This is a genomic window from Nitrospira sp. MA-1 (assembly GCA_032139905.1).
Classification (GTDB): Bacteria; Nitrospirota; Nitrospiria; order Nitrospirales; family UBA8639; genus Nitrospira_E.
On record JAQJDB010000003.1, the window covers coordinates 140,801 to 161,879 of the forward strand.

The 21,079-nt window shown below is 48.0% G+C and carries 18 protein-coding genes, 2 pseudogenes and 1 riboswitch; of the genes and pseudogenes, 8 read left to right on the forward strand and 12 right to left on the reverse strand.

The window, feature by feature from the left end; genetic code table 11:
• Positions 1-88 precede the first annotated feature (88 nt).
• The 4 genes and pseudogenes from PJI16_02590 to PJI16_02605 all read right to left on the reverse strand — a co-directional run bounded on the left by PJI16_02590 (position 89) and on the right by PJI16_02605 (position 2,364).
• Positions 89-955 (reverse strand): hypothetical protein, encoded by an 867-nt coding sequence (locus PJI16_02590; protein MDT3776446.1) that lies wholly within the window; start codon positions 953-955, stop codon positions 89-91.
• A 28-nt stretch (positions 956-983) separates the two neighbouring features.
• Positions 984-1,223, reverse strand: coding sequence for a hypothetical protein (locus PJI16_02595; protein MDT3776447.1), 240 nt, complete (start codon positions 1,221-1,223; stop codon positions 984-986).
• Positions 1,224-1,354: 131 nt separating this feature from the next.
• A pseudogene (locus PJI16_02600) lies at positions 1,355-1,969 on the reverse strand (DUF507 family protein).
• Entirely contained in the window at positions 1,969-2,364 is a 396-nt protein-coding gene (locus PJI16_02605) for a cyclophilin-like fold protein (protein MDT3776448.1), read from the reverse strand. The pseudogene PJI16_02600 and the gene PJI16_02605 overlap by 1 nt, the downstream one beginning before the upstream one ends.
• A gap of 110 nt (positions 2,365-2,474) precedes the next feature.
• Here PJI16_02605 and PJI16_02610 point away from each other — a divergent pair, with 110 nt between their 5' ends.
• Entirely contained in the window at positions 2,475-3,248 is a 774-nt protein-coding gene (locus PJI16_02610) for a ribonuclease H-like domain-containing protein (GenBank protein MDT3776449.1), read from the forward strand.
• Positions 3,245-4,024, forward strand: coding sequence for a Stp1/IreP family PP2C-type Ser/Thr phosphatase (locus PJI16_02615; GenBank protein ID MDT3776450.1), 780 nt, complete (start codon positions 3,245-3,247; stop codon positions 4,022-4,024). Before PJI16_02610 ends, PJI16_02615 begins: the two co-directional genes overlap by 4 nt.
• A gap of 21 nt (positions 4,025-4,045) precedes the next feature.
• Here the strand turns inward: PJI16_02615 and PJI16_02620 are convergent, their stop codons facing one another.
• From PJI16_02620 to PJI16_02640, 5 genes are all read right to left on the reverse strand, one after another.
• The gene (locus tag PJI16_02620) at positions 4,046-4,786 is read right to left on the reverse strand and encodes a 2OG-Fe(II) oxygenase (GenBank protein MDT3776451.1); all 741 of its coding nucleotides are present in this window, start codon (positions 4,784-4,786) and stop codon (positions 4,046-4,048) included.
• Between the two features lie 88 nt (positions 4,787-4,874).
• Entirely contained in the window at positions 4,875-5,075 is a 201-nt protein-coding gene (locus PJI16_02625; GenBank protein MDT3776452.1) for a hypothetical protein, read from the reverse strand.
• A gap of 215 nt (positions 5,076-5,290) precedes the next feature.
• Positions 5,291-7,021: a DNA repair protein RecN gene (gene recN, locus PJI16_02630; GenBank protein ID MDT3776453.1), complete on the reverse strand. Its 1,731-nt coding sequence runs from the start codon at positions 7,019-7,021 to the stop codon at positions 5,291-5,293.
• 25 nt (positions 7,022-7,046) lie between these two features.
• Entirely contained in the window at positions 7,047-7,394 is a 348-nt protein-coding gene (gene trxA, locus PJI16_02635) for a thioredoxin (GenBank protein MDT3776454.1), read from the reverse strand.
• Positions 7,395-7,560: 166 nt separating this feature from the next.
• On the reverse strand, positions 7,561-8,121 hold the full coding sequence (locus PJI16_02640) for a hypothetical protein (protein MDT3776455.1): 561 nt from the start codon (positions 8,119-8,121) through the stop codon (positions 7,561-7,563).
• A 598-nt stretch (positions 8,122-8,719) separates the two neighbouring features.
• Between PJI16_02640 and PJI16_02645 the strand changes: the two genes are divergently transcribed.
• Positions 8,720-9,133 carry a cell wall hydrolase gene (locus tag PJI16_02645; protein MDT3776456.1) on the forward strand — a complete coding sequence of 138 codons (414 nt, stop codon included), beginning with the start codon at positions 8,720-8,722 and terminating at the stop codon, positions 9,131-9,133.
• On the opposite strand, the gene PJI16_02650 is transcribed toward PJI16_02645, so the two are convergent.
• The 3 genes from PJI16_02650 to PJI16_02660 form a co-directional block, all read right to left on the reverse strand.
• Entirely contained in the window at positions 9,134-10,012 is an 879-nt protein-coding gene (locus PJI16_02650; protein ID MDT3776457.1) for a FliA/WhiG family RNA polymerase sigma factor, read from the reverse strand. It lies immediately after the preceding gene.
• Positions 10,013-10,098: 86 nt separating this feature from the next.
• Positions 10,099-10,189: riboswitch (cyclic di-GMP riboswitch) on the reverse strand.
• Positions 10,190-10,488: 299 nt separating this feature from the next.
• Positions 10,489-11,577, reverse strand: coding sequence for an LPS export ABC transporter permease LptG (gene lptG, locus PJI16_02655; GenBank protein ID MDT3776458.1), 1,089 nt, complete (start codon positions 11,575-11,577; stop codon positions 10,489-10,491).
• A gap of 29 nt (positions 11,578-11,606) precedes the next feature.
• Positions 11,607-12,695: an LptF/LptG family permease gene (locus tag PJI16_02660; protein MDT3776459.1), complete on the reverse strand. Its 1,089-nt coding sequence runs from the start codon at positions 12,693-12,695 to the stop codon at positions 11,607-11,609.
• 315 nt (positions 12,696-13,010) lie between these two features.
• On the opposite strand from PJI16_02660, the gene PJI16_02665 reads away from it, so the two are divergent.
• The 5 genes and pseudogenes from PJI16_02665 to PJI16_02685 all read left to right on the forward strand — a co-directional run bounded on the left by PJI16_02665 (position 13,011) and on the right by PJI16_02685 (position 20,536).
• A complete protein-coding gene (locus PJI16_02665) occupies positions 13,011-13,232 on the forward strand; it encodes a cold shock domain-containing protein (protein MDT3776460.1) in 222 nt (73 codons plus the stop codon).
• A 291-nt stretch (positions 13,233-13,523) separates the two neighbouring features.
• Positions 13,524-16,469, forward strand: coding sequence for an SMP-30/gluconolactonase/LRE family protein (locus PJI16_02670; GenBank protein ID MDT3776461.1), 2,946 nt, complete (start codon positions 13,524-13,526; stop codon positions 16,467-16,469).
• A gap of 271 nt (positions 16,470-16,740) precedes the next feature.
• Positions 16,741-18,201, forward strand: a complete 1,461-nt coding sequence (guaB, locus tag PJI16_02675; GenBank protein MDT3776462.1) for an IMP dehydrogenase — start codon at positions 16,741-16,743, stop codon at positions 18,199-18,201.
• A gap of 59 nt (positions 18,202-18,260) precedes the next feature.
• Positions 18,261-19,817 (forward strand): glutamine-hydrolyzing GMP synthase, encoded by a 1,557-nt coding sequence (gene guaA / locus PJI16_02680; protein ID MDT3776463.1) that lies wholly within the window; start codon positions 18,261-18,263, stop codon positions 19,815-19,817.
• Between the two features lie 2 nt (positions 19,818-19,819).
• Positions 19,820-20,536 (forward strand): annotated as a pseudogene (locus PJI16_02685) (pseudouridine synthase).
• Positions 20,537-21,079 lie beyond the last annotated feature (543 nt).

The following is a 21,079-nucleotide window of genomic DNA, read 5'->3' on the forward strand; positions in this document are numbered from 1 at the left end:
TCACATGAGCAGAAAGTTATATGCATCGAGAAATATAAACCTTCCTCACCGGATCATTCATCGCCCGGCTCTTTGCTCACTGTCGTCATCAAAGATGCCGTCGGACACGTGACCAATCATTGAGGACAATGGCCCTGCGTGGAAACCGGTCCTCTGTCTGTGGCAAGGGCAAAATCACGGTTTGCAACCTATTTTGAACGAGAACTTCCGCAAAATCTGCCGTGCGCCCAATGCCACCACTCACTTTTTCCCAACCCTCTTTTTTTAGATCGTGTATAAGTTCGGTCAATGCCGTGGGCGTCTTCGAAAGGATCCTAATCATTCCTGGAGGGAATTGATGCTCCCGCACCCAATCCTGAATATCTTCAAGATGCCCTCGCCCGGTCAAGTCCAGATACACAAGGTTGTAATAGAATTCAGCTAGCTTGCCTAATTCCGAAGCCGCTGCAGGATGGGCATTTCCTAATATGAGCCCGGGATCATTATAAAGTTCAGGCGGAGGCGGTTCCGTGACCACCTCTCCTTCCACTAACACCGCCAGGTCAATCAGCAATATGGGACGGCGCCGTTCCCAGGATAAGAGGACCCCTTTCCCTTGGATGGCATCCACCTTCGATGTCGTCACTACTTTCACAATGATCGGTAAATTCCCCCGCATACTGGGAGCAAAGTCAAGCCGTGCCCACCCTTTCGCGTCGGTATTCGCCTGCCCAACTGTCCGGCCATGAACAATAAATTCCAAAGGCTGATCGGCCAAACCGATTTCCCCTTCTGCCTCAGGATTGGTTAAGCGCGCCTGTAATTGAATGGTCTTTCCTGGAGATGTGAGTAAATCGGTCACTGACACATTCGCGGCCTGAGCCAGCGAGGCCGTCAATCCTATCCCGGGCACCAATAGGCACAGAGCCAGACTTAATCGGACAAAGATAAGCACGTGACGATCGCATTGCTTCATTCTACGATCTCCATATACCTGGCAGATATCAAAACAATCCTCTCCCGCGTTTGCCAAATGCAAACGCATCGAAGCCTGCCAGAATGGCAAATTGCATGTAAATTAACCATCCTGTCGGCCAGAAAAGCTTGGAAATGATCATTAAAAGAATCCCACAGACCAAGAAAATATTCCCGCGTTTGACACCTAAGTATAGATGGCCGATCCCCGGTAAAATGGAGAGAGTGGCGGCTCCAAGAGCATGCATCGTCTTTTCACGATCATTCATCAGGGTGACCCTACCAAACCATACCATTGGCCCTCTGGAGAGTTCCAGGGATAAGAATCAGGGCTAAAAAAGGATTGGGGCACACTCACAGGAATTTAAAAATCTGGAGGGAGGGGGAAAAGAGCAATTCTTCAGCTTAGGTTCCGCTTACGTAATTCTTCCTGGTAGGTTTTTTGATAAAGGACATCCCACTCTTGAGAACCTTCCGGAACCGGCCGGGAATACGATTGCAATCGACCTCGAACCTTTTGAACCAACTCCTCTTCAGCTTTCATGTGCTCGGCCAACACACGCTTCACTTCACGAAGGGCGTGAGCAGTATCGCCGATCATCTTCACCTCGGACATTTCTGTGACATTGGTCAGAATCACATGTGCAAGATGTGTCTGTTTTTCGTCGCTGAGGATGGGAGTATTCATCATCAATCCAGTCGTTCAGGCATTAATCACATTCTTCCGTCTGCCCTATAAAATGACCCCGCGGTCTTTGATGAGCTTTTGTTTCACCATCGTAAACATTTTCTGATAATCCGCTCGACCTTCCGCAAACTCCCGTTCAAATTTTTTCAACATTTCCCGGACATCCGCATTCAACCGATCTTCCACCTGCAACTCGGATACAATTGCTGATTCCAATTTTTGAATGACCACTTCAGATTTTCCGTGAATTTCCAACAATCCACTCGACTGCAATCGTTCAATGACTGAGACGGCCATCTGATGCACGCGAACTTTATTGAGTCGCATCAGGTTCCTTCAGGAAGCCGTTCCACTTTCATGAGGGAAGCCCCTGTGGCCTCCATCAACACTCTCGGATCACCTATCACTTTTCCAATAACATTCACCCGATCAGCCGGAACCGGATCATCGCCAAGACTCATGGGAGTACGCCCAAAAAAGACGGCCAACATTCCCCCCATTCCCCAAAACGCCACATCACCGACTTTCACCTGTGTGGTGGCCACCTCCCGATAATCCTTGACACCCGGCATGTTGCAATAAAACTCTTCTCCCCATTGATTCACGGGCACCTCAACAGGCAGGGCGTCAACCACAGCCTGTGCGGTTCGATTCGGCTTCAGTTGTGCAATAACTTGTATCCCACCGATGGTCATTTTGATTTTCTGTGGACTGAATTCCATATATTCTCTCTAAGGTTTCGAATGAAATACGATCTAAAGATTGCTTCGAATGTAGCTTGTCCTCTTGGTGAAATCAAGGTTAGAATTAAGCCCATTTCCTGTTTAGACACATGTTACAATCCACATTTCTTTTTTTACCTGGTATTGGAGAATCTACCGAACGTCTCTGGTGGGGGGATGGTATTGGCACATGGGATGCTTTTCTCGAGAAAACTATCGCTCCCCGCATTTCTTCGTTTCGGAAAGCGCAGTACGATGAGGCCATTCTGGAGGCGCAAAAACAGTGGAAAGCGCAGAATTCCCGCTTCTTTACCCACATCCTGAAAGCGCGCGACCACTGGCGTCTTTATCCTAACTTTCGATCTCAGGCTGCGTTTCTGGATATTGAGACAAATGGAATCCCATTGCCCGATGGCGAGATCACGGTGGTGGGTATTTACGGAAAAGGTCGCATGACAACCTTCATTCGGGGAGAAAACTTATCCGGGGAGCGGTTGCAAGCCGAATTTGCCTCCTACGATGTTCTCGTAACCTTCTTTGGCTCAGGTTTTGACCTGCCATTTTTGAAGGCCAAATACCCAGACTTGATTCTTGACCATCCTCATATCGACTTGTGTTTTTCGGCCAGACGCCTTGGTTTAAAAGGTGGACTGAAGGCGATTGAGACGGAAATAGGCTGCTATCGCCCGGCTTCGCTGGAAGGACTCACGGGGTGGGATGCCGTCCGTCTGTGGGAAGAATGGCAACTCGGACAAGCGGCCTCTAGAGAGATACTTATCCGATATAATGAAGCAGATTGCAAAAATCTTGAGCCTTTGGCCGACCTTATTTACAACCGTCTGGCCCAACGCCATGGAATCCCGGAATTCATTGCTTCTCTATGACATCAGCGCAACCATCTAACAAATGGACTGGCATAGGACTAACGCATATTGGTCTGGTGAGAAAACTCAACCAGGATGCGTTTTCGATCGACAACACCCTACAACTATGGGTATTGGCAGATGGAATGGGCGGACATGCTGGGGGAGAATTGGCCAGCCAAATTGCGGTTAAAACTATTCCCGATGTCATTCGAACCCAACGGGCGACTGAAACCTCTGAATACGTTCAACCTGAAAAATTAGAATCGGTGCTGAATCAAGGCCTTGAGTCTGCGAATGAAAGGATTCGACGGGAAGCCGCAGAAAATGAACGACTGAAAGGAATGGGGACAACCATTGTCGTGGTCGCCATCAGTCGTTCCCCGACGGGATTTCAGGCCAGTGTAGCTCATGCCGGCGACAGCCGGGCATATCTTTTCAGACAGGGTTCGCTCTCGCTCTGGACAAAAGATCATACCCTCATGGAGGAGCGTTTGGCCCTTAACCTCATTACCCCTGAACAGGTTCGCACACACCCTCTTCGTCATGTGTTGACCAAAGCCCTGGGAATCGATCCTGAGGCACAACCCACCGTTCAAACCTATCCGCTTGAACCCTCAGACCTCATTCTGCTTTGTTCGGACGGGCTCACCAAAATGCTGACTGATCAGGAGATTCAAACGATTGTCAGCCAGGAAGCTCCGCACGCTGAAGCCATATGTCGTACACTTGTGGGTACTGCCAACCAATTAGGTGGAGAAGATAATACAACCGTGGTGTTGATTGGGTTGCACTGAGGAAGGATATGGAACCAGTCTTTAACGGTGAGGTTTTCGAAACATGGCCGACCATCCAAAATATCCCACAGCATCTTTCATATTTGAGAACCAGCGTTGAGCCAGCCCCATTGAGGGATTAGTGACGTATTGGAGCGTCAGCACAATCCGCTCTTCCCCAGCCCCAAGCGGCGTCACGGCATGATGCAATTTATCGCCATTAAAGAAAATATATGTGCCGGGGTCAGTCCTGAGGGATAGTTCTTTAACCTCTCGACCCTGTTCCTTGGTATGGAGACGGCAGACCAGTCGACTGCTCGATTGATCCTGCAAACCCAGTAATACCGTAAATCGTTCACCTTTGTAATATGAGGTGTCATAATGATACCCGATATGGTCTCCTGCCTCGGTATAAAAATACAGCGCACAGGAATGGGGATCCTCTTCAGGGCACAGCATTAACGGAACTCCGGCAATCTGGCTCAGGAGATTAATCCAACCCTGATGCTGATAGAACGCAAGAATTGCGGGAGCTGATTGCTGCAGAAGATAAAAGCTGACACTTCCCCCCTTTTTATGCCCTGGTATAAAATTTCGATTGATCTGGGGCCGCACGCGCTCTACTTCCCGCATAAACTCCTGAACAACCTGAGTGGGCATGAAATGCTCCAAAGCCACAAACTCACCCTGATCCCGATAGTGACGGGAAACCTCCTCAAGCTTGAGAGTCTGGATCGTCTCAGTCAACAGTTGATCAATGTCATTTACCGTTGGATCGAGCATATGCAATCTCCTTCATTCCTCCACGCTCCAACATTTACGCTGATCCATTTTTTTTAAAACCATCATTGACCCTAGTTTAACATGCCTTTCACCACATTCTCACGAAACGATAATAAAACAATTCCTTCAGCCTCATCTCACACTGATCGACATTTTGCGGTACATTCAACCCTGCATCTAAGGCATCGAGTGAACACGCTTTACCTTGATGAAAGACCAGAATCTGCCGGTTTAACGGATCGAGGTCGACGATACTAAGAGGACCGCGGTCGTCGATGTCGTAGGGCATGGCGTTCACCTTTTTATCGATTGGATCTTCCCAACGAACGACTTTTCATCCATTGTGCCGACGGGACTTTTAGCTGAGACTATGCGTTAGCTTCACAATGAATGGTTATGAGGTTTTTGAGAAACCCGAATCTTAACAATTCTCTCAGACAGAGAATAAGTTATCCACCCGTTCATGAATGGCTACCTGAATGTACCGGCTCATTCGAAATTAGATTAGGTCTTGGCAGGTTTCTTTCTTGGCTTTTGGAGACCGACGCCTACGTGAGGGCTGCTTCCCCGATCCAGCATTTCACCGGCGGTCTTTCTGATGGTTGGGGTCAGGGTGCCGCCACCCAACATGCGAGCGATTTCGGTTTCCCGATGTACTCCAGTGACTTCATGTACTTTCGTCAGCGTTCGGTCATCTAGCGTTGTTTTCTCCACCACAAATTGTGCATGAGCCTGCGAGGCAATCTGTGGGAGATGGGTGATACAACATACTTGATGAAATTTCGCCAATTGACGCAAACGACTCCCCATGACCATTCCCGCTTCCCCGCCTATACCACTGTCAATTTCATCGAAAATAACGACGGGTGTCCGATCATTCTCCGCAAACACGGTTTTTAAGGCCAACATGATTCGAGACAATTCTCCACCCGATGCAATTCGGCCCAATGGCATGAGCGGTTCTCCCGGGTTGGGAGCCAGGAGCATCTCAACACGATCCATTCCTGTCAAACCAATTCCGGTATCTCCATTGGCCATCTCAATATTAACCTGCACCTCCATTGTCGACATTTTCAGAGCCGCTAATTCCTGCTTGATCTCCTTGACCAAATGCTTCGCAACTGTTTTCCGCCTGGCCGATAATTCTTCAGCCGAGGCCTTCATCGATTCATATCGACTGGTCACTTCTGCTTGCAAATGCGCCACTTGCTCTTCTCCATTTTGGAGTAACGCCAAGTCTTGCTTCAGGATAGTGGTAAGTTCCACTAAATCTTCGATCGGCTTTCCATATTTCTTTTTAAGCCGCTGAAGACCGGCCAACCGACTATCAATCAGATCCATTCGCTCCGGGTCATACTCTATCTGATTCCGATAATCTCGAAGATTATCCGTCACCTCCCGCAACGCCACGGTCGCTGCTTCCAACAATGGGACCCATGGTTCACCTTGCCCATCAATTTTCGCAAGTTCTTGTACCCGCTCAGTCACCTCACCCAGGTGATCCAGAACAGATCGTTCTCCTTCATATAACGCAGTAAAAGCTTGATTCGATAACTCTCCTAATCGACCGCTATGTTTCAATCGATGGTATTCCTGGCTTAGGGACTCTTCTTCTCCAGACTGCAACTGCATCTTGACCAACTCGTCATATTGGTATTGAAGGATATCCTGCCTATTGGCTTGATCCCGTATCTTCCCTACGTATTCATCCAGAGCCGCCTTTTTCTCAAACCATTCACGATGCATCTGTTGATAGCGACCTACGACATCCTCAAGATTTCCAAATGCATCCAGCAATTTGAGCTGGGTCTTAGCGGAAAGCAGTGATTGCTGGTCATGTTGGCCATGGATATCTACCAACTGGGAACCAATGTCTTGAATCGTTTGAAGAGGGGCCAGTTGCCCATTGAGGAAATTGCGGTTCTTTCCTGACCGCGACAACAACCGACGAACGATAAGGTCCTGTTGATCCGGCAGGAGGTATCCGTCCTGTTGTAACCTGATTGTGAGATGATGTGTCGCGGGAAGAATAAAACAGGCTTCTAACAGGGCTTCGTCAGCACCAAACCGAATATGCTCTGCAGAGGCTCGCCCGCCGGTAAGTAATACCAGGGCATCAATGAGGAGAGATTTTCCAGCTCCGGTCTCCCCCGTCAGGACAAGAAATCCAGGCGGGAGCTCCAGATGAAGTTGATCAATGAGAGCAAAATTGGAAATACGCAGCTCGGTCAGCATAACACCGAGTCATCGGCCCCACTGATCAGGCAGGGGAAGTAGATTGAGCCAGGAGCGAGTCAATGATTTGTTTAAATTGTTGCTTTGGTCTTGCTCCAACAATTTTTTCGACAACTTGGCCACCCTTAAAAAAGAGGATACTGGGAATGCTCATGATTTGGTATTGTCCCGCAACCTCGGGGGCATCATCGGTGTTGAGCTTCATGACTTTAAGCTTGCCTTGATACTCCTGTGCGAGCTCATCGACGATTGGGGCCACCATTTGACAGGGTCCACACCAGACCGCCCAGAAATCCACCATGACCACCTCTGAAGATTTCAGCACTTCCCCATCCCAATTCGTTGCATCCGCTTTGGCCACTAAATCAGACACTGACTGCCTCCTTGGATAAATACGACAAAATGCCCAGCTCTGATGGCATCCTAAAACCGCTCTTGTCGGACTGTCAACTCATTCATACAGGCTTAGCTAGCTAATGAGGGCTACCCCCTATGATTTGAGGGATCTCTAACACTCGCAGAAATGACAGGAACCGAATTCACCACTGCCATTCATCCGGTGTGCCGGTCCACCATGAATCAGGATTCAATTCGCGCCACCGGGTTTGTTGTGCCCATAATTCTTCCGTCTGTGTCCGACTCAACCGATTGGCCATCGCTGCTGTCACGTCAAATTGTTGTCGAATGCCTTCATGAATAAGCTCTTGCGCCATACGAGGCATGGCATTTGGCGGATCAATGAGATCAAGAATGTCCCGTGCGGTCAAATTCAAAGCTAACTGCTCTACTTTCACATAATCCTCCTGCTTCGCTAATGATCCTAAATAACCATCAATTGCCTGATATACGTAGGCTAAATAAACGTACGCTTCAACCGAGGGATTGCGGTCAATATTTTTTTGGCAAGCCTCCACCGCTCGCCGGTAATCTCCGGCACTCAAAAACACTTTAGCATGCGCGAGAGGCTTACTAGTCAGGATAGGAATTTGGTCTGACTGAGCCCAACCATTGGAATGCGGCAACGTAACCAGAAGAATTACTCCCACGCCGAAACACACCATCAGTTCCCATGCTCTTTTGCTCGCCGACAAAGCCCTCATGATCTCCTCCCTCACTAAAATCATGCAATATGCAGCATTCTCGATAGATTCCCAGGTTGTTCATCCCATTTTCCGCTGATTCAATTACCCAGTTTTAAGATTGTCGGATTTTTAATCAGTAGGAGAATCCCGAAATCTCTTTGTTTCCAATGCCTATTAAAAAAAAACCGTTTGCCCTTGTCTATGATGTCCCGGAACCACGACATAATGCTGTAGGGAAGGCCACTTGTAATTTATAAAAATCCAAAAGGCCTAACACCAAACTCCCCACTACAATAATACAAGACTCCCATAAAAACGAGCCATTGAACAATCTAAAACTTCACTGGCATATACCTTGCGAAAGATTTTATCCAAAAAGCATTACATTGAACTTAGCTCCTTTATTAAAAAAAACAACGCGCAAACAATTTAAACCCATCACCACTAAAAAAGGGATAAAATGAAACAAAACAAAAGACTTTTGCCTTTTATACTCATCATTGGCCTAGAAAGCTTCTTTTTATGCTTAATCCCGGTCTCCCCTACTCACGTAAATTCGGCTGATATCGCTTTGGTTCTTTCGTCTTCTTCGCCTGACTCATCATTGCCGCTAGAAATGACCCAGACGAAGGATTCCACCCACAGCGACGATACATTAGCCGCCCTAACAATCTACCTGGAAGCCCGTGGGGAAAGTTTTGCTGGAAAGTTAGGCGTTGCGGCCGTCATTCGGAACCGGATGACTCACAAATACCACAGCGATGGCACGGTCAAAGGCACGGTTCTTCGTGCCAAACAGTTTGAGCCATGGATCGGGCGGAATCCAAACGAAGTGAAATTTGATCAAACGAATCGAAAAATGCAAGAAAGTTTATTAGCCTGGAGGCTTGTGCAAGACGGTCGGAAGGTAGTGGATGGGGCTGTGCTGTTTTATAATCCCAAACTGGTCAAGACCCCCCATTGGGCTCAGGTCAACCGAAAAGTGGCCCAAATTGGCGGACACGAATTCTTTAATAAGCACACCATTTAACTAGTCATTGCCTGCACGCGTTTTTCGTAAATTCTTAGGCCGAGTCGCACTGCATCCCCCATCCTCAATACGTTTCAACTCTATGCGTAAATGTCGGAGTGCACCGGAATGCACCCGACAGACGCCAGATTCGGTAAGCCCCATTTGGTGACCAATTTCCTTCATCGTTAATCCGGTGTGATAATAGGACTGAAGTACTTCTTGCTGGCGTGCCGATAATGTCTCAAGGGCCGCTGATAATGCCGCCTTCATTTCTGCGTCCGCACAGGCCACAAAAGGGTCCAGATAGTTAACATCCGGCAAAACATCACGAAGCGTACATTCATCTTCCCCTTGCCCAACCGGCTCGTCCAGACTAATTAGACGAGGATCACACCCTCCCACTCCCTCTATTTCATCAATGGGAACGCCCAATAGCGCAGCCAATTCCTGTGAAGTCGGTGGCGTCCCGTTTTTCTGAAGATGTTCTTCAACAATTTGTCGCACTTGATCTCGACGGGATCGAACAGACCGAGGAACCCAATCCATTGCCCGAATTTCATCTAACATCATGCCACGGATGCGATATTCGGCAAATGTTCTAAATTTGATATCCCGTGTTGGATCATAGCGCTTTAACGCGGACAACAAACCCATTGCCCCGGCGCTCGTCAAATCCTCGACATCCAGGGAAAAGGGATTCTTGAACGCCATAACTCCAGCCATCCGGCGAATGATCGGGAGAAACTCCAATAAAATCCGAGTAACATGTTCCTGATCAAGCCGGTCCTGCGCTTCTCCATTTTCTGCTTTGTCCTGACTAACTGAGCCAAGGCAAGACGAGTCGAGCTCTTTGATGCCAATTGCTGGCTCTGTGAAATGTTGCGCGTCATCGTCCATATTTCGGCCTTTCCTTGTGACCAAAAAAAAAGCGCCCAATTCCAGGGAATGGGCGCATGAACGAACGCATGGACCTACCAACACAGTTCGGTAACCAGACGAACCCTAAAACAACCACGCTCTCAGGGTTTCTTGGCTTTGCGCCCTACCCTCACGGATAGTTTGCCCTTGTCACCTGTTGAATTTGTTATCCGATAATCACAACCTTATGTAAGTGGTGAGTTTTTGAAATTTCCGATCCACTGTCTGCCTGAAAGCATTGGGGCCTCCTCTACCCTTCAAGCTCTGTCTCTGTGCAAGTGTTATCGGATTCAAGACAGGGGGAGTTAAGAAAAAACCTTGCGTGTTCATGAGGGAAATTGACAAATTCATACATTGCACAGCATCAGGAACAAACACTAATGGTGCCAGCAAACAAAGACGAAATTTTCAATCACACATTTTTCGGAGCAATCTTCAAGGCAATCGCGATTCCCTCATTTTAGCTTCAAAAAAAGGTTAATTCCGATGACCAAAAACATGGCTGTGGCAATCCAACTACCAATGATCGGTAACACCGCTCCATTGCGTCCTAAAACAATACCCACGGAATGTGCGGCCCAGAAGAAAAATCCAATTGCCAGAGTTTGCCCAAGCCCTTTCGCCACTCCCACCCCACGCACACCACTTCCTCGAAGACTCACCGAGATCCCTAGCAATGTCATCACCAGAGGAACGATGGAGTACGCAAAACGAGCCCAATAATCAGTTAAAAAACGATGAGGACTATGGCCATCTTCAATTACTCTCTGAATATAATCATGCAATTCATACAACGACATGTGCTCTGGAGACTGAGATAGCCAATTCTGAAAATCATCAGGCGTGAGAGAGAGGCGCAACACCTGCCGTGGCATGCCATTCACTTGCATGCGTTCTTCTTCCTGAAATGTTCGTTGAATCACATGCTCAATCACCCATTCCTCATCGACAAATGTTGCCCATTCCCCTTCAAGAATTCCCTTGAGATTGAAGCGATCATCGAGTGTGTACTGGTGAATACCATTCAAACGATGTCCATCCTCTGTCACCGAATCAATACGCAAAAGGTGATTTCGTCCCACCCTGAGCCACAAACCTTCCGGAGTGAGTGAGAGGGGCTCTGGTTTATTTTGAATCAGGACCGATTGGACATATTCGGCTTTGATATTGGCCAGAGGAATCAACACAGCCGTCAAACTCAGACCCACGACACTCACGAGCGCACCAAAAACAAAAAAGGGAATGGCAATTTGATAAAAACTTAACCCGCAACTGCGCATCGCCGTAATTTCACGAGTCCGGTTAAGCCCACCAACCGTCAAAATTGAGGCCATCAGGGCCGCCAGCGGGGCCAGTAAAAAGGCAATTTCAGGGATTCGATAGACAAAAAAGCTAAAAATAACCGTTAAGTCCGCATCATATTTTAAAAATTTTCTTAATTTTTCGAAAAAATCCACGACGAGATAAATCGTCAACACCGTTACAAGACACATCAGGAAGACCCGGCTAAATTTTCCAAACACATACCAAGAAATTTTCTTCATGATCTAAATCTGGTTGAAAAATTTCTTGATCATTGCTTTCGTGCTTGAAATAGTAAGAATCCTGTCAGGCAGGCCAGGATGATGTTTGGCATCCATGCGCCAGCTAATGGAGAAATCACCAAAGTCGTCACGAGAAACTCTCCCAGCACATTTAATAGATAAAACCCGATGACCACGAGAACCCCAATCGCAAACCCTCCGGCTTTTCCCGACCGCTTCGACACAATTCCGACCGGAACGCCCAATAAACCCAGCACAAAGGTGGCGACCGGAAAGGCCGTGTCTTTATGAAACTCTATTAATCGACGAAGGGCACCGGCATCCGTTCCACCCGATTCTTCCAATTGTTGAGTGAGGTCTTGGTAGGTTTTCCGTTTGGTTTTTTCTTTCACTGACGTAAATGGTGAAGATAGCCAAAAATCATAGGTATCAAAGGCGACCCGATGAAAACTATTGGCATCTTTGGGGATTTGATGGATTGCCCCCCTAAACAAGCGAATACCAAACTGCTGACGTTCGCTCTGTTTCAACATTTGAAAATTCTCCGCCACAATGATCAAGGGTTGGTCGGGATTACGCTGATCCGAAATAAATACGCCCTTTTGGCCAGAGCCATTCTCTGAGTGAGGCACATACACCATGAGTCCAGGGATCGGTTCATTAAACACACCCGAATCAACAGCAAGAGTCAACTCATCTTCGATGACGCTCAGGGCCAAAGTCTTCAATGACACTTTGGCCCACGGCTGGCCCCATTGAGAAAGGTACACCGTTAAAAGAAATACCATTCCGGAAAAGACCGCCACAGGAAGGTTGATCCGCCAGAAACTAACCCCCGCGGCTCGAATGGCAGTCACCTCATTGTCAAACGATAGGCGATTAAATGCCGAAATTGAGGCAATCAAGCAGGCAATTGGTAAGGTTAGGACTAAAAAGGAAGGAAGCAAATGCAGAACAATCGACCCCAAGCCCGCCAAGCTAATTCCTCTAGATACCACTAAATCCACCAGCCGTAGCATTTCCTTCGTAAAAATGATGAAACACAATCCGGTGAGGCTGGTCAAAAATGGGGGAAGTAACTCAAAAAAAATGTACCGATCGAGAAGTCTGATCAACATCTTGGACAATACGGATGAATAAAAAGTGATAAAAAATGTCGGATAACCAACATGGCCCCCTCGGCCATTAATTCCAAATCTGGAACAATTACCCTACAGGCGAAATAGTAGGGAATGAATTTCCTCCTGTCATTTATTGACAGATTCTTTAAACTGTGCTACACCATCATCGTTTTTGTATTATGGTTAAAGAAGTGAAAAGGATATTACGCCGTGAAGCCGAGAGAGGAATGAACTCCTTTTTCGGCTTTTTTTTTTAGAAACGCACAAATTTTATAATCTATATCCACAAGTGCTCTAATGGGGAGGGCCATCATGAGAAGTAAGGGAACGGTAAAATGGTTTAATGATCGAAAAGGTTTTGGATTCATTCAAGTTGAAGGTGGACAGGACGTGTTTGTCCATTATTCCGCTCTCCAAGAAGACGGATTTAAATCCCTAAAGGAGGGGGAATCCGTCGAATTTGACTTGGTAGAAGGAGCAAAGGGTCCGCAGGCTGCCAACGTCACTAAATCAGGAATTGGCCAACCTTCGTAAGCACTGTTGAATATCTGTCGCCTTCTTACCTACCTTTGAGTGGTGAAGGGGGCGAGGTTTTTGGGTTCCCTATGGATCAACTTTTCTTCAAAAATAATAAGGTAAGAGTATTCCTTGATCTGTCATAACTTACAATTGACTTGTTATCTAAGAAGGTTAGGAGGTCATGGGCCTGCTAAGCCTTCCTTGACTTCGCTATTTTTCTCCTGGTAGACTTTTCTCGTAAGTCGTTGTATTTATTGCAAAATTTCAAATTATACACAATTGACTCATCAATTTCAGAGGAACAGCATGACAAAACTTCTCGATGCCTTATTTTTTGAAAACCCGCTATCTCGAACCAGGTTGTTGACCGTAGAAAGTGGGGAGGAAGACTGGGGAGCAGGACAAAACCAGGATGCCAATATTCCTCAGGCACCAGACAACTTACGTGCTATCCCTGATCATACGCGTATTACCCTCACATGGGATCCTGTCCCTGAAGCCCTGTATTACAACGTTTATTTCATGACCACCAAAGGCGTTCAAATTAAGCCAAATGAACTGACCAGACCAGTCGCAGGGCATGAGGATTTTATCCCAAAAGTTGGGATTACAAAAGAAAAAGCCAATTGCATTGAAGGAGCGATATCTCCTTATGAACATAACGACTTAGCCAATAACTTCTGTTACCACTATGCAATCTCTGTGGTCACAGAAGAGGGTGAAAGTCTATTGTCTGAGGAAGTAATGTCGATTCCCTCCCCCTATCTCTCCGTAATGCAAATCGGATGTGAAGGCGTCGACGATGGAGAATTCAAATCACCAACCGGCATTGCTATTGATAAAGACGGAAATATCTATGTCGGCGATACAGACAATCATTCAATTCAGAAGTTTGACCGATCGGGAAAATTTCTTGCACGTTGGGGGGACGAACCCGATTCAAGCGAAGGAAAATTTTATTACCCACGTGGCATCGCCACCTCACCAGAAGGAGAGGTGTATGTGGCCGACAGTGGGAACAATCGCATCCAAAAATTTGATTCAGAAGGTAATATTATCAACGCATGGGGGAAATTTGGTTTTGCCTGGCGAGGGGCGGAAGCCGGGAAATTTGATGTCCCTTGGGGTGTTACCACCGATTCCCAAGGCAACCTGTTTGTCTCTGATACCAGCAATGCAAGAATTCAAAAATTCCTGCCAAACGGATCCCCTGTGCTCAAGTGGGGCCGTGACGGGGGATATGACGGGGCGTTCTTTTTTCCTCGCGGACTCGCAGTTGACTTTGTAGGGAATATTTATATTGCTGATGAGGGGAACAATCGGATTCAAAAGTTTGATGCACGCGGTAACTTTCTCCTGAAGTGGGGAAAGGAAGGGAATGCCCCTGGCCAATTCAAAGCCCCATGGGGAGTCGCCTGCGACCCGTTGGGATATGTGTACATTGTCGACAGCGGAAATCACCGTGTCCAAAAATTTGATTCTAGCGGAACCTATCTAACTTCATGGGGAAATCGTGGATTAACCGAAGGACAGCTGAATTTCCCGTCAGGGATCGCAGTAGACAAAGAGGGATATGTATACGTAATAGACAGCGGCAACCATCGTTTAACCAAGTTTGCCCCAACAGAAGAAGAACTCAATCGTGGCAAACAAGAAAAACGGGTTTCCAGCGATCTTACCGCCCCCATCAACCTTGCCGTTAAGCCGGGGGATACGGAAAACATCCTTAGTTGGCTCGAAGTTCCCAATGCCGTCAGTTACAACCTCTATTTTAGTACGGAACCCAATGTCTCTACAGAAACTTCAACAAAGATTGAAGGCGTGACCACCCCCTATATTCATAGTGGTCTCACGAATGACACGCCATATTTTTATGCCATGACTTCGGTCACTGAAGAAGGAGCAGAAAGCCAGCTTTCTGAGGAACAGACCGCTATTCCGGTTCTGATCGACATTTCGGCACCTCAAAATCCTGACATCGTCATAAACCATGGCGCTTACATGACCAATAGTCCCGACATGGTCGCCACCATCTCAGCTAAAGACGTAGATAGCGGGGTGGCTGCCTATTTCATCTCTGAAAACCCCATGACTCCAAGCGGGACCATGCCTGGGTGGGTTGAGGTGGAGCCGGAACAAAAATTTGGAGCCACGATTCCTTTTACCACCTCTCCAACAGATGGAACAAAAACCGTCTACGTTTGGTTTAAAGATGCCAACAATAACGTTTCCGTTCCGGCCAGCACCCATATCCTTCTCAATACATCTGGGTATATTTGCGCCACAAAGTGGGGAAAACCAGGCCGGGGAGCCTCTCTTCTCCATGGAGGAGAATTTATTAGCCCTCTATACGGGCTGACGATTGATCGCCAAGGGTCATTATTTGTGGTTGATAACGGGAACAACCGAGTTCAGAAATTCGACCGTAATGGCAATTTCATCCTCCTATGGGGAAGTTTCGGTGCCGCTAATGGCGGTTTCAATAATCCAACCGGTATCGCATGTGATGGGAATGGCAATGTATATGTGGCAGACACCAATAACCATCGGATTCAAAAATTTGATGGGAAATTAGGGCATTACATGATGAAACTCGGATCCCGTGGTAATGGCGAAGGACAGTTTAATGCTCCATGGGGTGTAGCGGTCGACCGAGTCCGCGGGTACCTGTATGTCGTCGATAGTGCCAACTTTCGGATTCAAAAGTTTGATGAAACCGGAGAATTTATCATGCAGTGGGGAAGCTTTGGTAATGGGGACGGGCAGTTTTATTTTGCGCGAGGCATTGCGGTAGATCAAACCGATGGAACTGTCTACATAGTCGATATGGGGAATCATCGGATTCAAAAATTTGATACCAGCTCAAACGTCCTCCCTCAATTACTCACCAAGTGGGGCGGTGGAATTGGACCTGGTCATGCCAGCAGCGCTCAGGCACAAGAACCTGGACAATTCCGATCACCCTGGGGTGTGGCGGTAGACGAATCAGGTGACGTATTCATCAGTGATACCGGCAACCAACGCATCCAAAAGTTTGATCGGGACGGTAACTTTATCACCCAATGGGGTGGCTTCGGCTCCCAGGATGGCCAATTCAACTTTCCCTATGGAATAGGGGCTGACTCCAGAGGACACATTTATTCCGTTGACAGCGGCAATATGCGAGTTCAGGAATTCATGCAGGCAGATGAGGCCGAAGATCACTTCCAAGAAGAGGAAACGATGGCCTTTATTCCGGAAGCAGCCGAATAGCCACATAGCTCTGGCAACATCCCCAGGAAACAACCACCCACATTGACCAGATGCCAACGGGAATACCTGCACCCGTTGGCATCAGTTTAAGGCCACACCCGAGTCCTCGGCTGAGAATACAGTTAGCTGCTGATTCTGAAGGGTATTGGGTGTTCTCCCAATCCCATCTGGAAAAACAAGAAGGACATTGACTGACTTTTAAAAGAAAATTATGATGAAAGACTTTTCCGTATACAGATTTCGGCAAGGGACAGGATACAAGGCCTAACTCATGTTGGAGAAACAATTACGAATAGGGCTCACTTTTGATGACGTGGTTTTGGTCCCACGCCATTCAAATATCATTCCATCTGATGTGGATCCCTCCACCCAACTCACTCGAAATATTCGTATCAATATCCCCATTCTGAGCGCGGCCATGGACACCGTCACCGAAGGGCGATTGGCCATTGCGATAGCGCGGGAAGGGGGGATTGGAATTATTCACCGTGCACTCTCCCCTGACGTGCAGGCCTCAGAAGTCGATAAGGTCAAAAAATCAGAAAGCGGGATGATCCTTTCTCCGATTACCATCTCCCCGGATCATACTATTCGCGATGCTCACCATCTCATGTCGACCTATCGCATATCCGGAATCCCTGTAACCAAAGATAGCAAATTGGTTGGAATCTTAACGAATCGAGACCTTCGTTTTGAAAACCGTCTGGATCTCAAAGTTTCCCAGGTTATGACGAAAAACAACCTAGTGACTGCCCCTGAGGGCACTGGATTAGACCAAGCCCAGGCAATCCTTCATGAGCATCGCATTGAAAAACTTCCGGTAGTGAATGATCAATTTGAGCTAAAAGGGTTGATCACCATTAAAGACATTCAGAAAAAAATCAAATATCCTTTTGCCTGCAAAGATGCGCACGGGCGTCTGCGCGTTGGCGCGGCCGTCGGGGTCGGACCTGATGTAGAAGAACGGCTGGAACGGCTCACAAAAGCTGGAATTGACCTAATCGTTGTCGATACCGCTCATGGGCACTCTCAAAGCGTCTTGGACAAAGTCAAAGACATTAAATCCCGCTATCCGGACCTGGAGCTGATGGCAGGAAATGTCGCAACTTCTGCTGCCACGCTGGATCTCATTAAGGCCGGAGCAGATGCCATTAAAGTTGGAGTCGGGCCAGGCTCAATCTGCACCACCAGAATTGTATCAGGAGCCGGAGTCCCTCAACTAACGGCAGTGGCCGATTGTGCCACCGTCGCCAAAGAACACCAAATACCCTTAATTGCTGATGGAGGCATCAAATACTCGGGAGATCTCACCAAGGCCCTCGCGGCCGGGGCCTCTTGCGTGATGATCGGATCACTTTTTGCCGGAACCGAAGAATCGCCAGGTGAAACCGTTTTGTATCAGGGCCGAACCTACAAAGAATACCGGGGGATGGGATCACTGGGAGCCATGGAACGAGGAGGAAAGGATCGCTACTTTCAAGAAGGCCGCGAAACTTCCAAATTAGTTCCCGAAGGCATTGAAGCCAGAGTTCCCTATAAAGGAAATCTCGCGGTCATGGTCTATCAATTAGTCGGAGGGCTGAAGGCAGGAATGGGGTACTGCGGATGTCGGACAATCGAAGAACTTCAACAGAATGCTCAGTTCCTTCAGCTCACCTCTGCAGGGCTTCGGGAGGCCCACGTTCATGATGTGGTGATTACCAAAGAGGCCCCAAATTATCGGGCTGACTAAAATCTGGTTCTGCCCTTAAGTCAGTCAGTTCCCACGTTGACAAATTAACTCGCAGGCTCATGCACTCGCAACACGATACCATTGTCATTCTTGATTTTGGATCGCAGTATACGCAACTCATCGCACGGCGGATACGCGAATTCCACATTTTCTCTGTCATCCTCCCCTCGCAGGCGACGGTTCAGGACATCCTTAACTACCACCCCAAAGGGATTATTTTTTCCGGAGGTCCGGCCAGCGTTACTCATGCCCATGCCCCCAAAATAGACAGCCAAATTTTTGATCTTGCCATACCCATCCTGGGCATCTGCTACGGCATGCAATTACTCGCCCATCAATGTGGCGGAACCGTCAATCCCACACCCCATCGTGAATTCGGTCGAGCCGATCTGACCATTGACGACAACACGAATTTATTTCTTGGCCTTGATCCCGCAACCGCATTTCCTGTGTGGATGTCTCATGGGGATTCCGTTCAACAACTTCCACCAGGATTTCAAGTGATTGCCCACACGACCCATGCCCCGATCGCCGCGATGAAGTCCTCCCCAAATACCCAACAGCTCTTTGGGATCCAGTTCCACCCTGAAGTCATCCATACCCTCCACGGGTCAACTATTCTTCAAAACTTTGCACGTCATATTTGCCACTGCGAGCCAACTTGGACAATGGGGTCATTCATCGAACAAGCCGTGACAAACATCCGTCAGACTGTCGGCAGCGACAAGGTCATTTGCGCACTTAGCGGGGGAGTGGATTCTACAGTGGCCGCTGTCCTGGCTCACCGGGCAATTGGAGACCAATTGACCTGCATCTTTATTGACAATGGCCTTATGCGAAAGAATGAAGTGGCACAATTACAAACCACGTTCGATTCTGCCTATCATCTGAAAGTTCGCATTGCTGACCATGGAGACACCTTTCTATCAGCACTGGGGCGCACAACAGACCCGGAACGCAAACGAAAAATCATTGGTCGTCAATTCATCAAAGTTTTCGAACAAGAAGCAGTATCTTTAGGCACAGTCAAATTTCTCGTTCAAGGGACACTGTATCCTGATGTGATTGAAAGTCTGAGCGTGAAAGGGCCCTCGGCAACGATCAAAACACATCATAATGTCGGTGGCTTACCGAAACGCATGAAATTTAAACTGATTGAACCTTTTCGAGAATTGTTTAAAGATGAAGTTCGTCAATTGGGATTGGAATTAGGTCTGCCAGAGGACATTGTTTGGCGACAACCCTTTCCCGGTCCGGGCTTAGCAATTCGCATCATCGGTTCTGTGACCGCACAGCGCCTGGCAATTCTTCGTGAGGCGGATGCCATTGTCCGTGATGAAATTGAACGCGCCGGACTGTCAAGAACCATCTGGCAATCGTTCGCTGTTTTACTGCCAATCCAGACTGTGGGAGTCATGGGCGACCAACGGACCTACGAATCAGTGGTCGCCATTCGTGCCGTCACCAGTACAGACGGCATGACTGCGGACTGGGGAGTGATTCCGCCAGAGGTATTGGGCAAAATGTCCAATCGAATTATCAATGAAGTGCAAGGGGTCAACCGTGTGGTGTATGACATTAGCTCAAAACCCCCGGCAACGATCGAATGGGAATAGGTATGGCTCAGGCAGAGAAAACAGTTCGTTTACAAAAAATCATCGCCCGTTCCGGCTTCGCCTCCAGACGCAAGGCTGAAGAACTTATCCAACATGGACTGGTCACCGTCAACGGGGAAACGGTCATGACACTAGGGACCAAAGTCGATCCTGCGATTGACCATATCAAGGTCGAAGGACGCCACCTGAAATCCCGCCCTCCTGATATGTTTCTCATGCTCAATAAGCCTTTGGGATATATCTCCACGTTGCATGATCCTGCTGGGCGCCCTACGATCAAAGCCTTGGTTCCGAAACCTTCCATCCGGTTATTTCCCGTCGGACGTTTGGACTATGATAGTGAAGGCCTACTGCTGCTCACCAATAACGGTGATATTGCCCAAGCCTGTCTTCACCCCGCACATCATGTCCATAAAACCTATCTTGTAAAAATCAAGGGTATCTTAGAAGAACCAGAAATTCAAAAACTTCGACATGGACTGATGTTAGAAGATGGGCCAACAGCTCCCGCAAAAGTAAAAAAAGCTGGAAAGGCGGCAGCGAATTCTTGGGTGGAAATTACCATTCATGAAGGACGTAAACACCAAGTCAAACGCATGTTTGAACAAATTGGCCATCCAGTAATCCGGTTAAAACGTGTTCAGTTTGGACCTTTGAACCTTGGAACCCTTCCTCCAGGTCAAACGCGATACTTGACAGATAAGGAAGCGAATGACCTTCGGCATTTACTCATCGCACCTGAATCGCCACGTCTGGCTATCCACCAGCCGGCAAAGAGGGCCGAAAAAATCCCAACATCAAGACCTGCAGGACAGTTACGGCCCCGTTCACCAAACCCGAATTCCATGAGAAGTAAGAGCACCCCAGCGCCTGCGGGAACGACAGGGAAAACTCGACCATGGCTGCCCACTCGTCAGCCTATTAAGCATTCAGAAAAATTCCCTACATCCAGACCTACGGCTCCTTCGCGGCCCCGTTCACCAAACCCGAATTCCATGAGAAGTAGGAGCACCCCAGCGCCTGCGGGAACGACCGACCAAGCAGGGCTGTACCGATCCAAGGATCAGACGATCAAAAGAACGGAAAAGCTCCCTAAATCTGGGCCAGCTGGTCAGTTTTGGCCGCGCCAGGGAAACTCCAAACCCATCAGGCGCAAGAAGACGATCTCGACTCCTGACACCACAAGCAAAGCACGGCCCCGCCGACCAGGCGTCACATCACCAAGCCGATTCAAATTTAAAACTTGAACTTCCATATTCTTG

Coding starts and splice junctions, on each gene's coding strand:
- PJI16_02670 (MDT3776461.1), top strand. CDS start 13,524: ATGACAAAACTTCTCGATGCCTTATTTTTTGAAAACCCGCTATCTCGA.
- guaA (MDT3776463.1), top strand. CDS start 18,261: ATGCACTCGCAACACGATACCATTGTCATTCTTGATTTTGGATCGCAG.
- recN (MDT3776453.1), bottom strand. CDS start 7,021: ATGCTGACCGAGCTGCGTATTTCCAATTTTGCTCTCATTGATCAACTT.
- guaB (MDT3776462.1), top strand. CDS start 16,741: ATGTTGGAGAAACAATTACGAATAGGGCTCACTTTTGATGACGTGGTT.
- PJI16_02665 (MDT3776460.1), top strand. CDS start 13,011: ATGAGAAGTAAGGGAACGGTAAAATGGTTTAATGATCGAAAAGGTTTT.
- PJI16_02595 (MDT3776447.1), bottom strand. CDS start 1,223: ATGAATGATCGTGAAAAGACGATGCATGCTCTTGGAGCCGCCACTCTC.
- PJI16_02650 (MDT3776457.1), bottom strand. CDS start 10,012: ATGGACGATGACGCGCAACATTTCACAGAGCCAGCAATTGGCATCAAA.
- PJI16_02615 (MDT3776450.1), top strand. CDS start 3,245: ATGACATCAGCGCAACCATCTAACAAATGGACTGGCATAGGACTAACG.
- PJI16_02610 (MDT3776449.1), top strand. CDS start 2,475: ATGTTACAATCCACATTTCTTTTTTTACCTGGTATTGGAGAATCTACC.
- PJI16_02605 (MDT3776448.1), bottom strand. CDS start 2,364: ATGGAATTCAGTCCACAGAAAATCAAAATGACCATCGGTGGGATACAA.
- PJI16_02625 (MDT3776452.1), bottom strand. CDS start 5,075: ATGCCCTACGACATCGACGACCGCGGTCCTCTTAGTATCGTCGACCTC.
- PJI16_02640 (MDT3776455.1), bottom strand. CDS start 8,121: ATGAGGGCTTTGTCGGCGAGCAAAAGAGCATGGGAACTGATGGTGTGT.
- PJI16_02660 (MDT3776459.1), bottom strand. CDS start 12,695: ATGTTGATCAGACTTCTCGATCGGTACATTTTTTTTGAGTTACTTCCC.
- PJI16_02645 (MDT3776456.1), top strand. CDS start 8,720: ATGACCCAGACGAAGGATTCCACCCACAGCGACGATACATTAGCCGCC.
- PJI16_02590 (MDT3776446.1), bottom strand. CDS start 955: ATGAAGCAATGCGATCGTCACGTGCTTATCTTTGTCCGATTAAGTCTG.
- lptG (MDT3776458.1), bottom strand. CDS start 11,577: ATGAAGAAAATTTCTTGGTATGTGTTTGGAAAATTTAGCCGGGTCTTC.
- PJI16_02620 (MDT3776451.1), bottom strand. CDS start 4,786: ATGCTCGATCCAACGGTAAATGACATTGATCAACTGTTGACTGAGACG.